Genomic DNA, 12,967 nt, shown 5'->3' with positions numbered 1-12,967 from the left:
CCGCAGCTCCGCCTCCCCTCCGCAGAGGAGCCCCGCATGTACGAGCCCGATCACGGTGTCGACCCGCGCACTGCCCCGCTCCCCCGCAGGTCCCCCGCCCGGCCGACCCGGCGGGTCGTGCTCGCCGCCGGGGTGGGGATCGCCGCCGCGCCGGCGTGGTCCGCACGGGCCACGGCCGCCGGGGAGGAGCCGACCGGCGGGCCGACGCCCCCGCCGGATCTCGCCGCGTACGCCTCGTACTGGTTCCCGGACTCGCTCCCGGAGGGGACCCCCGGCCCGGGGATCATCTGGCGCTCCCTGAGCGGGTGGAGTCCCGCCTCGGATCCCGACCTGGCCCACAACACCGCGACGGTGCCCCTCGCGCGCCGCTTCACACCGGTGCCGCCGCATCCCGACGCCCGGGTCGGGCAGGCCCGGATCTCCTCGCTGGTGTCCTTCGGGCCGACCGCGGGGAACCCGTCGCAGGGTTCCGCGACAGCCGACCACTACGCGCTCACGCACTGGGCGTACATCGACGAGTTGGTCTTCTGGGGCGGGTCGTCCGGCGAGGGGATCGTGCTGGCCCCGAACGCGCCCGTGGTCGACGCGGCCCACCGCCACGGGGTCCGGGTGCTGGGCAACGTGTTCCTGCCGCCCGTCGCGTACGGCGGTGACCTGCGCTGGACCCGCGACCTGGTGCGACGGGACGCGTCGGGCCGGTTCCCGATCGCGGAGCAGCTCGTGCGGGTGGCGCGGACGTACGGGTTCGACGGCTGGTTCGTCAACGCCGAGACCGACGGCGGCGACAGCGCGCTCGCGAGCCGAATGCGGGGGTTCCTGCGCGCCCTGCGGGCGGCGGGTGAACCGCACGGGCTACGCGTCACCTGGTACGACGCGATGAACACCACCGGTCGGGTCGGGTGGCAGGGGGCGCTGAACGCGCTGAACCGGGACTTCTTCGAGGACCGGTTCGGGACGGTCTCGGACGGCGTGTTCGTGGATTTCCGCTGGACGGCCCGGACCCTCGCGCAATCCGGGGCCCTCGCCGAACGACTGGGCCGCAGCCGTCACGAGCTGTGGGCGGCGGTCGACACCGAGTCCCGCGGCTGGAACGCGGACGTCGACTGGGACGCGATCGTTCCGCGCGGGCGGGACCACGTCGTCGGCATCGGGCTCTACCGGCCCGAGTGGACGCGCAACCACCTCACCGACCGGTCCCCGGGCGCCTTCCACCGGGCCGACGACCGGTTCTGGACGGGCGAGTCCCTGGACCCGGCCCGCCCCGCGCCGGAGAGCGGCTGGCGCGCTCCCGCCACGGTCGTCGCCGACCGCTCCACCGTCGCCGCCCTCCCCTTCGGCTGCTCGTTCAACACGGGGCACGGGGAGCGCTGGTACGAGGCCGGCGAGGTCATCTCGTCGGCGCCCTGGAACCGGCTCGGCCTCCAGGACGTGCTGCCCGGGCGGCGCTGGGTGGTCGACACCGACGGCCCGCGCCCCTCGGTCACCCTGGACTTCGACGAGGCGTGGCGCGGCGGCTCCAGTCTCCTGGTCGACGGCGTCCTGACCGCACCCGCCGCCGTCGGCCTGCACACCACCCGGCTGCCCCTGACCCGCACGACGGTCCTGGACCTGGTCCACGCCCGCGCCCCGGGCGGTGTCCCGGTCACCGTGGAGGTGGGCGTCGCCCTGCGCGAGCCCGCCGCCCCGGGCGAGCCGGTCCCGTACACCTGGTTCGGGGTCGAGGACCCCGGCTCCGGTACGGGCTGGCGTTCCGGCCGGGTGGATCTGGGGACGCGGGCCGGGAGAACCGCGTACGCCCTGGCCGTACGGATCACCGCTCGCGGGTCCGGACCGGTGCGCTGGCGGCTCGGGGCCCTGTCGGTCCACGACACCGCCGCTCGGCGCGGGCCCGCCGCCCCGAGCGGGCTGCGGGTGGACGCGTCGGCCCAGCGGGACGGCGAGGCCTCGGTCCGCCTGTCGTGGGGCCGCGCGCCCGGGGCGATCCGCCACCACGAGGTGTACCGCCTGCTGCCGGACGGGACCCGCCGCTTCCTCGGCGGCACCTGCGGCGCGGCCCTGCACCTGCCGGCCGTCACCCGCGCCGGACGGGAACGCGCGGCCGGCTTCGAGGTACGGGCCGTGGACGAGCTGTACACGCTGTCCGACCCGGCCCGCACCACCCTGACCTGGGACGATCCCGAGTGATCCGCCCTGGCTGGGCTCTGTCGTCGAAGCGGGCCCTACCGGCGCCACTTCGGCGGCAGGGCCTGGTCCGCGTGGGGGTCGGTGTGCGGGACGGCCACCGTCACCCGCAGTCCGTGCGGCGGGTTCGTCTCGTACGCGAGGGACCCGCCGCCGGAGGCGAGCAGGGCGCGGGAGATGGACAGGCCCAGACCGGATCCCTTGACGTTCTGGTGGCGTCCGCTGCGCCAGAAGCGGTCGCCGACCCGCAGCAGCTCCTCGGGGGTGAGTCCGGGGCCCCGGTCGGCGACGGTGACGAGCGCGGAGCGCCCCTCGGTGGAGACCTCGACCTCGACGCGCTCTCCCCGGGGGGTGAACTTGAGGGCGTTGTCGATGACGGCGTCGAGGGCGCTGGACAGGGCGATGGGGTCGGCCCAGCCGGTGACGGCCTCCGGGCCGGGCTCGGTGAGCTCCACGCCCTTCTCCTCGGCGAAGGGGCGCCAGGCGGTGACCCGCTCGGCGGCCAGCCCGCCGATGTCGATCAGGCGGATCTCGGCGGCGGCGTGTTCGGCGAGCGCCAGGTCCAGCAGGTCGTCGAGGACCTGGGTCAGGCGTTTGCCCTCGGTGCGCACGGAGGCGATCTCCTCGTTGCCCTCGGGCAGTTCGAGGGCGAGGAGTTCGATCCTCAGGAGCAGCGCGGCGAGCGGGTTGCGCAGTTGGTGGGAGGCGTCCGCGACGAACGCCCGCTGCTGCTCCAGCACCTCTTCGACGTTGTCCGCCATCTCGTTGAACGAGTGGGCCAGTCGTCGCAGTTCCGGCGGTCCGCTGTCGGCCGCGACCCGGGAGTTCATCTTGCCGGTGGAGATGCCGTGGGCGGCGGCGTCCAGGGTCTGGACGGGCTTGAGCACCCAGCTGGTGAGCCGCAGCGCGGCTCCGAAGGCGACCAGCATGGCGGCGGCGAGACCGCCCGCGATGAGCAGCCAGCCCTGGAGGATCCGGCCCCGCATCTGGTCGGTGGGCGATTCGGTGGCGACGACGGCGACGACGTCGCCGTCGAGGACGACCGGGGAGACGACGAGGAGCCTGCCGTCGGTCTGCCAGGGCCACACCTGGCCCGGGTCGTGGCTGCGCCGTCCGGCGAGGGCCTCCTCGAAGGCGCGGCGCCCCTCCCTGGACTCGGGGAGCTGCCACCAGCCGGGAGCGCGGGCCATGGCGTTGTCGTCGCGGTAGAAGATGCCGACGCGGATGCCGTACAGCTCCTGGTAGCGGGCGAGTTCCAGTTGGAGGGTGTCGCGGCGTTCGTCGGCGCCGGTGGAACCGGAACCCTCGGCGTCGATGACGAACTGGGCGAGGGCGGCGAAGCGGGCGCTGTCGTCGATCCGGTCGACCACGACCCGCTGCTGCTGTCCGGCGGCGAGGCTGACGGCGAGCGGGAAGCCGAGCGCCAGCAGGACGCCCGCCATCAGGACGACGAGGAGCGGAAGCAGTCGGGCACGCACGAGCGGACCCCGCTAGGGACCGGCCGGGGTGACGAGCCGGTAGCCCACACCGCGGACGGTCTCGATGAGTGCGGGCATGCTCAGCTTGGAGCGCAGCGAGGCGACGTGGACCTCCAGGGTCCGGCCGGTGCCCTCCCAGCTGGTGCGCCACACCTCGCTGATGATCTGTTCGCGGCGGAAGACGACGCCGGGCCGCTGTGCGAGCAGGGCCAGCAGGTCGAATTCCTTGCGGGTGAGCGGTACGTCGGCGCCGTCGACGATGACCCGGCGGGTGGGCAGCTCGATGCTGACCGGACCGAGTCGGACGATGGCGGGGGCGCCGGTACCGGTGGCGGCGGCCTCCTCGGAGGCGCCGGTGCGCCGGGCGACGGCGTGGATCCGGGCGAGGAGTTCGCCGGTGTCGTAGGGCTTGACCACGTAGTCGTCGGCGCCCATGTTCAGGCCGTGGATGCGGGAGCGCACGTCACCGCGCGCGGTGACCATGATCACGGGGGTGGCGGTGCGCTTGCGGATCTTTCCGCAGACCTCGTAGCCGTCCTGGTCGGGCAGGCCCAGGTCGAGCAGGACCACGCCGAAGGGCGGGGCGTCGGCCGGCAGGAGCGCCTGCAGCGCCTCCTCGCCGTTGCGGGCGTGGGTCACCCGGAAGCCGTGCCGGGCGAGGATCGCGGACAGCGCGGCGGCGACGTGGTCGTCGTCCTCGACGAGCAGCAGTCTCACTGCGTCACCCTTCCCTCGTCCGTCCCGTCCGGTCGGCGGGGTGGCGCCGCGGCGGCGGTTTCATTGCGGCGTCATGTCGGTTTCATGGCCACCATGCATCCACGCTGATGCAGAGTCCCACGTCAAGGGACTTCCGCTCCCGCGAGTCTTCCGTTATGCACCCGGTACGAGTACCGGGGCGCCACCGCGGGCATCGCGCACGGAGCGTATCCGGGCGAGGCCGGATCGTTATGCTCAATTCTCCCTCAGATGTGATGACGGTGTGCGCGCCTCGTCACTACTGTCCTCCCAACCGACGGAGGACGGAGCGAGAAGCCGATGAGCGGAGTATCAGTGACCAAGGACGTACAGGACGCGGCGGCTGCCGCGGACAGCCTGGTCGTACTGAGCAACGTCAACAAGCACTTCGGCGCGCTGCACGTGCTTCAGGACATCGATCTGAGCATTGCCCGCGGTGAGGTCGTCGTGGTGATCGGTCCCTCGGGATCGGGCAAGTCCACGTTGTGCCGGACGATCAACAGGCTGGAGACCATCGACTCGGGAACCATCACGGTCGACGGCAAGGAACTACCCTCCGAGGGCAGGGAATTGGCGCGACTGCGAGCCGATGTCGGCATGGTCTTCCAGTCGTTCAACCTGTTCGCGCACAAGACGGTCCTGCAGAACGTCATGTTGGGCCAGATGAAGGTCCGCAAGACGAACGCGGCGGAGGCGACGGAGAAGGCGAAGGCGCTGCTCGACCGCGTCGGCGTCGGTTCCCAGGCGGACAAGTACCCGGCGCAGCTCTCCGGTGGTCAGCAGCAGCGCGTGGCCATCGCCCGCGCGCTGGCGATGGACCCGAAGGTGATGCTGTTCGACGAGCCGACGTCGGCTCTCGACCCGGAGATGATCAACGAGGTGCTGGAGGTCATGCAGCAGCTCGCCCGGGAGGGGATGACCATGGTGGTCGTCACGCACGAGATGGGCTTCGCCCGCTCCGCCGCCAACCGGGTCGTCTTCATGGCCGACGGGAAGATCGTCGAAGAGGCGGTGCCCGAGCAGTTCTTCAGCAACCCCCGCAGCGACCGCGCCAAGGACTTCCTGTCGAAGATCCTGCATCACTGACGGTTTCGTCTGGTAGTGATCCGGTGTCAGAACCCTGACACGACCGGGCCCGCCGACGCGACACGTCTCGCTCGGCGTTCAACCACGTCTCACCCGAGGGAAGTTCACCATGAAGCTTTACAAGGCCGGAGCGGCCGTCGCCGCGGCCGTGGCTCTCGCCCTGACCGCGACCGCCTGTGGCGGCAGCGGCGACAAGGCGTCCGGCGACGCCGGTTCGAGCGGTGGCGCCAAGAAGGACAAGGTCGTCATCGGCATCAAGTTCGACCAGCCCGGCATCGGGCTGAAGACCCCGGACGGCAAGTTCACCGGTTTCGACGTCGACGTGGCGACCTACGTGGCCAAGGAACTCGGCTACCAGCCCGACCAGATCGAGTTCAAGCAGGCCATCAGCGCCGAGCGCGAGAACCTGATCTCCAACGGTGACGTGAAGTTCGTCGTCGCGAGCTACTCGATCAACGAGAAGCGCAAGGCGAAGGTCGACTTCGCCGGCCCGTACCTCCTCGCGCACCAGGACCTGCTGGTCCGCGCCGACGACACCTCGATCACCAAGCCCGAGGACCTGAACAAGAAGAAGCTCTGCTCGGTCACCGGCTCTACCTCGGCGCAGAACGTCAAGGAGAAGCTGGCCCCCGAGGCCGACCTCAAGCAGAACGCCGGCTACTCCGAGTGCCTGACCGCCCTGGAGAGCAAGGCCGTCGACGCCCTGACCACGGACAACTCCATCCTGGCCGGCTACGCCGCCCAGGAGAAGAACAAGGGCAAGTTCAAGCTGGCCGGGCTGAGCCTGAGCAACGAGAACTACGGCATCGGTCTGAAGAAGGGCGACAAGGACCTCCAGACCAAGATCAACGCCGCGCTCAAGAAGATGGTCGCGGACGGCGCCTGGGAGGCGGCCGTGAAGACGAACTTCGGCCCCGCCGGCTACAAGAACGAGCCTGCCCCGCAGATCACCGAAGGCAGCTGATTCCTCGGTGAGGAGCGTCGCCGCCCGCCTGCCGCGGGCGGCGGCGCCCCTCACCGGCCATCCTGGGGAGAGCGCAGGGCAACGTGTTCGACTTTCTTGATTCCGGGCAGTACGACGTGCTCGGAGCCTTCTGGGTGACGGTTCAGCTCACCCTCTACTCGGCGATCGGGTCCCTCATATGGGGCACCGCCCTGGCGGGAATGCGGGTCAGCCCGGTTCCGCTGATGCGCGGCTTCGGCACCACGTACGTCAACGTGGTGCGCAACACCCCGCTGACCCTGGTGATCATCGGCTGCTCGCTGGGTCTCAGCGAGACCCTCGGCATCACCTTGGGCGGCACCACGTTCAAGGAGACCGGTTTCCGACTGGCGGTCCTCGGACTGACGGCCTACACCGGCACCTTCGTCTGTGAGGCACTGCGCTCGGGCATCAACACGGTGCCCGTGGGCCAGGCCGAGGCGGCGCGCGCGCTGGGCCTGAGCTTCTTCCAGGTGCTCCGGCTGATCGTGCTCCCCCAGGCCTTCCGGGCGGTCATCGCGCCGCTCGCCAACGTACTGATCGCGCTCACCAAGAACACCACGGTGGCCGCGGCCATCGGCGTGGCCGAAGCGGCCCTGCTGATGAAGGAAATGATCGAGAACGAGGCCGACGCGCTCTTCGCCGTCTTCGGGGTCTTCGCCCTGGGCTTCGTCCTGCTGACCCTGCCCACCGGCCTGCTGCTGGGCTGGGTGGCCAAGCGAGCGGCGGTGAAGCGATGACGTCCGTGCTGTACGACGCACCGGGTCCGAAGGCGAAGTCCCGGAACTGGATCTACTCCGGCGTCTTCCTCGTGCTCCTCGGCCTCGCCCTGTGGTGGGCGCTGGGACTCATGGCCGACAAGAACCAGCTCGACGCCGAAAAGTGGAGCCCCTTCGTCACCGACGGCCAGATCTGGACGACGTTCCTGATCCCCGGCCTGCTGGAGACCCTCAAGGCCGGCGTGATCGCCATGGTGATCGCCCTGCCGCTGGGCGCCCTGCTGGGCATCGGCCGGCTGTCCGACCACGCCTGGGTCCGGATTCCCGTCGGCGCGTTCGTCGAGTTCTTCCGCGCCATCCCGGTGCTCATGCTGATGCTGTTCGGCTACGCCCTGTACGTCCAGTACACGGGCGTGTCCTCCGACGTCCGCCCGCTGTACGCGGTGGTCACGGGCCTGGTCCTGTACAACGCCTCGGTCATCGCCGAGATCGTCCGGGCGGGCGTGCTGTCCCTCCCGAACGGGCAGACCGACGCCGCCAAGGCGATCGGCATGCGCAAGGGCCAGACCATGGTCCACGTGCTGATCCCGCAGGCCGTCACCGCGATGCTGCCGGCCCTGGTCAGCCAGCTGGTCGTGATCCTCAAGGACACCGCGCTCGGCGGCACGCTGCTCGGCCTCGGCGAGCTGATGTCGATGTCCCGGCAAATCTCGGCGAACTACAGCAACACGATCGCGACCTTCGTGGTGATCGCCCTGATCTACGTCGCGGTCAACTTCGCCCTCACCAGCATCGCGTCCTGGCTGGAGAGCCGGCAGCGCAAGTCCAAGCGGGGCACCGGCGCCGTGGTCCCGGCACAGGTCGACGACATGGCCACCGGTGCGAACAGTGGTGGCGCCTGACCGACGGGTCGACTGACACCAAGTCAGTCATGGTGCGTAGCCTGTGTGGTGCGGCGGAGACCTTCCGCCGCACCACACCGCGTTGCGCCGACGAGTGTCACTTGACGCAGGCACTTCCAGTCGGTTGCATACGTTGTGTGATCACATACCGGACATCGGGAGCCGCGTCATGGACCCGGTGATCGTCGTCGGCGCGGGCCCCGTCGGGCTCGCGCTCTCCCTCGCGCTGGCCGGCGCGGGCGTACCCACCGTCGTACTCGACGAGGGCCCGGGCAAGGACGACCCGCGCCCCGCCCGCTCCGTCGTCCTGCACGCCGACACCGCCGCCATGGCACACCGACTCGGCTGTACGACGCTGCGCGACGAGGGCGCCCACTTCGCCGCGTGGCGCACCATGCGGCGCGGCCGGGACTCGCGCCGGATCACCTTCGAGGACCATCCGGCCCCGCTGCACCTGCCCCAGCACGCCCTGACGCGCGGACTGCGCGACGCCGCCGGCGCGCACCCGCTGGTCCGGCTGGTGACCGACTGCCGGCTGGACGCCCTGGAACAGGACGAGCGCGGCATCACCGCGCACACCCGGGGCGGCGAGACGACCTGGTGGCGCGGCAGCCACCTCGTGGGCTGCGACGGGGCCCGTTCCACCGTCCGCAAGCTGCTCGGGATCCGCTTCCCCGGCCGGACCGCCGTGGAACGGCACGCGGTGGCCGCGCTCCGTACCGAACTCCCCTGGCCCGGCGAGGCGTTGCTCCACCGCGGCGCGGACCACGAGGTCACCGCCCGCCCGCTGCCCGACGGGGTGTGGCGACTGGACTGGCTGCTCCCCTCGCGCGGCGAACTCGTCACCCCGGACGCCCTGGTGACCCTCATCCGGGACACCCTCGCGGCGTGGTGCGGGGGCACGACTCCCCCGTACGACCTGATCGACACCGGAGTGCACACCCTCCACCACCGGCTCGCCCGGCGCTGGCGCGACGGCCGGGCCTACCTCGCGGGAGACGCGGCGCACCTGCTGGGCGCGCTCGGCACCCAGGGCGTCGAGGAGGGGCTGCGGGACGCCGAGAACCTGGCCTGGAGGCTGGCGGTGGCCTGGCACCAGGGTGCCTCCGAGGTTCTGCTCGACGGGTACGAGGACGAGCGGCGCAGGGCGGTCGCCGCCCGGTTGCGCGCCGCCGACCAGGCGATGCCGGCGCTGCGCGGCGGGGGCGGCCTGCGCCCCTACCTCCCCGGTGCGGCACGTTCCGCCGAGGGCCTGCTCACCGACGGCCACCTCGGCCGGGGACCGCTGGGCGCGGAGCCCGCGTACGCCCCGCCGGTGGCGGTACGGGAGGTCCCGACGGCCACGGAACCGGGCGGCCCGGTGGCCGACGTCCCGGTGACCGCGCCCGACGGCACCACCGTGCCGTTGCGCGACCTGCTCGGGCGGGGCCGGCTGCTGGTGCTCCTCGTCGCCCCGGGGACCGGGGTCTGGGACCGCCGCCACTGGCTCGGCGCCGGTCTGATGCCCCGGCTCGCGGCGGCGGTCAGCGCGCTCCCCACCCGTGCGGACCTGCTGGTCGCGGACAGCTATCCGGGGGCTCCGGCACACACCGTGCTGCTGGTGCGGCCGGACGGGCACCTGGCGGCGACCTTCGCGGGGGTCCGGCCGGCGGAGCTGTACGAGGCGGCGGACGCCGTCCGCGGCGGGGCGCCCGAACCGGCGCGCGCGCCCTCGATCACCCCGGCCGTGACCACTCCCACCTCCGTGATCGATTGACCGGTCTCCCGCTCACGTGCTTGACTCGCGGACATGACCGGCAACGACGTACGCCTGTGGCGGAGGGTTCACATGGACCTGCTCCGCTACGCGGGCTGCGTGTGTCGCCCTTCCTGTTGATTCGCCCTTTCTCCCGCGCGCCCCGTGCCCTTCCGGGCCCGCGCGCACCTTCGCGAACCTCCAGGACGGTCACTCCATGTCTTCCCCCACCCTGATCTCGGCCGGTCCGACGACCGCCGAGCTTCTCGACTTCGCGCTGCGCACCGCGGCGGACCCCGAGATCGTGGGCTCGCTCCCGCTCGACCCCGAAGGCCGTACGTGGGTACGGCTGGACGGCCCCGGCGGCAGCGAGGCCTGGCTGATCGGTTGGCCTCCGGGCACCGGCACCGGCTGGCACGACCACGCCGAATCGCGGGGCGCGTTCGCCACCGCTCGCGGCCGGCTCACCGAGCGCTCCCTGGCCGTCCGCCTTCCCTCCGAGGGCTGGAAGTCCCTGGAACTGGCCCCCGACGTGGACCGCAGGCGCGATCTGACGGCGGGCACGGGTCGCGGCTTCGGCCTGCACCACGTGCACGAGGTGCTCAACGAGTCCCCGGCCGAGCACGCCGTCTCCGTCCACGCGTACTACCCGCCGCTCCCGTTGATCCGCCGCTACAGCCGCAGCGGGCAGGTCCTGCGGCTGGAGCAGGTCGAGCGTCCGGCGGACTGGCAGTGAGCGCCGCGCCGGAGGGCATCGACGCCCTCGTCGACCGCCTCAGGACCACCTACGCCCGGGTCTCGCCGGAGCAGGCGTACGCCGCCTCCCGCGAGGGCTCGCTCCTCGTCGACATCCGGTACCAGGCGTTGCGCGAGCGCGACGGTCTGATCCCGGGCGCGCTGGTCGTCGAGCGCAACGAACTGGAATGGCGCCTCGACCCCCAGGGGTCGCACCGACTGCCCGAGGCGACGAGCCATGACATCGAGGTCGTCGTCATCTGCAACGAGGGCTACGCCTCCACCCTGGCCGCGGTCTCCCTCCACGCCCTGGGGCTCCACCGGGCGACGGACCTGACGGGCGGCTTCCAGGCCTGGAGATCGGCCGGCCTCCCCACCACCGCCGTCTGACGCGCCCTCGCACGCACCGGCCCGGGCGGCGCCGGCCCGGCCTGCACATGCGGGCCGCCGGCCCGCTCCCGGCCGCCGCGCCGGCCCGCCGCCCGTCCCTCCGAGGGCAGGGCCGGGGACCGGTTCAGCCTCCGGGGTACTCCGATGCGTCGACGTCGTCGACGTCCTCCGTCTCCAACGCGCGGCGGACCACCCGCAGGGCCATGCCCTCCGGGTACCCCTTGCGGGCCAGCATCCCGGCGAGGCGCCGGATCCGCTTGTCCCTCTCCAGGCCCCGGGTCGAGCGGAGCTTGCGCTCGACGAGCTCCCGGGCCGTCTCCTCCTCCTGCTCGGAGTCCAGCTGTTCCAGCGCCTCCTGCACGAGGGTGGCGTGCACTCCCTTGGTCCGCAGCTCCTGCGCGAGCGCCCGTCGCGCCAGACCCCGACCGCGGTGGCGGGACTCCACCCAGGCACCGGCGAAGGCGGCGTCGTCGATCAGGCCCACCTCCTCGTACCGGGAGAGGACCTCCTGTGACACCTCCTCGGGGATGCCCCGCTTCTCCAGGGCGTCCGCGAGCTGCCGCCTGGTTCGCGGCATCCCGGTGAGCAGGCGCAGACAGATCGCCCGCGCCTGCTCCTCGGGACTCTGGGGCGGCAGCGCATCGCGGGCTTCGCGACCGCCCTCCCGGCGGCCCTCCCGACCGGCTCCGCCGCCCCTTTCCTGCTCCCGCACGGGTCAGCTCTTGGCTACGGCGGCCTTGGCCGTCGTCTTCGCCTTCGATGCCGGGGCGGGAACGGCCGCGGCGTCGGCGGGGGCGTCCGCGCCGGTCTCGGCGGGGGCGTCGGCGTCCTTGCGCACGCCCACGCCCAGCTTCTCCTTGATCTTCCGCTCGATCTCGTCGGCGAGGGCCGGGTTGTCCTTCAGGAAGTTGCGGGCGTTCTCCTTGCCCTGGCCGAGCTGGTCGCCCTCGTACGTGTACCAGGCGCCGGCCTTGCGCACGAAGCCGTGCTCCACGCCCATGTCGATCAGGCCGCCCTCGCGGCTGATGCCCTGGCCGTAGAGGATGTCGAACTCGGCCTGCTTGAACGGCGGCGCGACCTTGTTCTTGACGACCTTGACGCGGGTGCGGTTGCCGACGGCGTCCGTGCCGTCCTTCAGGGTCTCGATACGGCGGATGTCGAGACGCACCGAGGCGTAGAACTTCAGCGCGCGACCACCGGTGGTGGTCTCCGGCGAGCCGAACATGACGCCGATCTTCTCGCGGAGCTGGTTGATGAAGATGGCGGTGGTCTTGGACTGGTTGAGGGCACCGGTGATCTTCCGGAGCGCCTGGCTCATCAGTCGGGCCTGGAGACCCACGTGGGAGTCACCCATCTCACCCTCGATCTCGGCGCGCGGCACGAGCGCCGCGACGGAGTCGATGACGATCAGGTCGAGGGCACCGGAGCGGACCAGCATGTCCACGATCTCCAGCGCCTGCTCGCCGGTGTCCGGCTGGGACAGGATGAGGTTGTCGGTGTCGACGCCGAGGGCCTTGGCGTACTCGGGGTCCAGCGCGTGCTCGGCGTCCACGAAGGCGACGGTGCCGCCCGCCTTCTGGGCGTTGGCCACGGCGTGCAGGGTCAGGGTGGTCTTACCGGAGGACTCCGGTCCGTACACCTCGATCACACGGCCGCGGGGAAGCCCGCCGACGCCCAGGGCGATGTCCAGCGCGGTCGACCCGGTGGGGATGACCTCGATGGGGTCGTTCGGCTTGTCGCCGAGGCGCATGACCGCACCCTTGCCGAATTGCCGTTCAATCTGTGCGAGAGCGGCGTCGAGAGCCTTCTCGCGGTCGGTGCCTGCCATGGGTTCCACCCGATTTGCTTGAGTCGATCGCTTCACGCCATTGACGCTAACGCCTGCCACTGACAATGCGCTCCCACGCACTGCTCAGCTGTGGATAACTCATGAGAATGGATGTTCGATTTCCCTGTCAAGCGCACCACGCCACCCCGCCCCGCTCCCCTCCGACCTGCCGTGACGGCCGGCCCGAACGGGAGGA

Annotated in this window: 13 protein-coding genes; 9 read left to right on the top strand and 4 right to left on the bottom strand. The window is 71.7% G+C overall.

All coding sequences use genetic code 11. The annotated features are described in order from the left end of the window. Positions 1-36: 36 nt before the first annotated feature. Positions 37-2,184 (top strand): endo-beta-N-acetylglucosaminidase, encoded by a 2,148-nt coding sequence (locus ACQEVM_RS09055; RefSeq protein WP_433076704.1) that lies wholly within the window; start codon positions 37-39, stop codon positions 2,182-2,184. A 35-nt stretch (positions 2,185-2,219) separates the two neighbouring features. On the opposite strand, the gene ACQEVM_RS09050 is transcribed toward ACQEVM_RS09055, so the two are convergent. Continuing rightward, on the bottom strand, positions 2,220-3,659 hold the full coding sequence (locus tag ACQEVM_RS09050) for an ATP-binding protein (protein ID WP_433076702.1): 1,440 nt from the start codon (positions 3,657-3,659) through the stop codon (positions 2,220-2,222). A 12-nt stretch (positions 3,660-3,671) separates the two neighbouring features. Further along, the gene (locus ACQEVM_RS09045) at positions 3,672-4,376 is read right to left on the bottom strand and encodes a response regulator transcription factor (protein ID WP_053682267.1); all 705 of its coding nucleotides are present in this window, start codon (positions 4,374-4,376) and stop codon (positions 3,672-3,674) included. A gap of 318 nt (positions 4,377-4,694) precedes the next feature. Here ACQEVM_RS09045 and ACQEVM_RS09040 point away from each other — a divergent pair, with 318 nt between their 5' ends. The 8 genes from ACQEVM_RS09040 (at position 4,695) to ACQEVM_RS09005 (ending at position 10,943) form a co-directional block, all read left to right on the top strand. After that, positions 4,695-5,480 (top strand): amino acid ABC transporter ATP-binding protein, encoded by a 786-nt coding sequence (locus ACQEVM_RS09040; RefSeq protein ID WP_433076700.1) that lies wholly within the window; start codon positions 4,695-4,697, stop codon positions 5,478-5,480. Positions 5,481-5,589: 109 nt separating this feature from the next. Next, entirely contained in the window at positions 5,590-6,444 is an 855-nt protein-coding gene (locus ACQEVM_RS09035; RefSeq protein ID WP_433076698.1) for a glutamate ABC transporter substrate-binding protein, read from the top strand. A gap of 83 nt (positions 6,445-6,527) precedes the next feature. Next, entirely contained in the window at positions 6,528-7,202 is a 675-nt protein-coding gene (locus ACQEVM_RS09030; protein ID WP_433076696.1) for an amino acid ABC transporter permease, read from the top strand. Then, positions 7,199-8,083, top strand: coding sequence for an amino acid ABC transporter permease (locus ACQEVM_RS09025; RefSeq protein ID WP_433076694.1), 885 nt, complete (start codon positions 7,199-7,201; stop codon positions 8,081-8,083). Before ACQEVM_RS09030 ends, ACQEVM_RS09025 begins: the two co-directional genes overlap by 4 nt. A gap of 169 nt (positions 8,084-8,252) precedes the next feature. Beyond that, the gene (locus tag ACQEVM_RS09020; RefSeq protein WP_433076692.1) at positions 8,253-9,839 is read left to right on the top strand and encodes an FAD-dependent monooxygenase; all 1,587 of its coding nucleotides are present in this window, start codon (positions 8,253-8,255) and stop codon (positions 9,837-9,839) included. Positions 9,840-9,872: 33 nt separating this feature from the next. After that, entirely contained in the window at positions 9,873-9,959 is an 87-nt protein-coding gene (locus ACQEVM_RS09015; protein WP_311318651.1) for a putative leader peptide, read from the top strand. Between the two features lie 76 nt (positions 9,960-10,035). After that, positions 10,036-10,554 (top strand): cysteine dioxygenase, encoded by a 519-nt coding sequence (locus ACQEVM_RS09010; protein WP_433076690.1) that lies wholly within the window; start codon positions 10,036-10,038, stop codon positions 10,552-10,554. Beyond that, entirely contained in the window at positions 10,551-10,943 is a 393-nt protein-coding gene (locus ACQEVM_RS09005; protein WP_433076688.1) for a rhodanese-like domain-containing protein, read from the top strand. The genes ACQEVM_RS09010 and ACQEVM_RS09005 overlap by 4 nt, the downstream gene beginning before the upstream one ends. A 124-nt stretch (positions 10,944-11,067) precedes the next feature. On the opposite strand, the gene recX is transcribed toward ACQEVM_RS09005, so the two are convergent. Both recX and recA read right to left on the bottom strand, forming a co-directional pair. After that, entirely contained in the window at positions 11,068-11,655 is a 588-nt protein-coding gene (gene recX, locus ACQEVM_RS09000) for a recombination regulator RecX (RefSeq protein WP_433076686.1), read from the bottom strand. A gap of 3 nt (positions 11,656-11,658) precedes the next feature. Continuing rightward, positions 11,659-12,771: a recombinase RecA gene (recA, locus tag ACQEVM_RS08995; RefSeq protein WP_433076684.1), complete on the bottom strand. Its 1,113-nt coding sequence runs from the start codon at positions 12,769-12,771 to the stop codon at positions 11,659-11,661. Positions 12,772-12,967 lie beyond the last annotated feature (196 nt).

Origin of the sequence: Streptomyces sp. CA-243310, assembly GCF_050936775.1 — a bacterium.
In the GTDB taxonomy this organism is placed as follows: domain Bacteria; phylum Actinomycetota; class Actinomycetes; order Streptomycetales; family Streptomycetaceae; genus Streptomyces.
The sequence above is the reverse complement of the archived record's forward strand: the minus strand, read 5'-3'. Positions and strand labels throughout refer to the sequence as shown.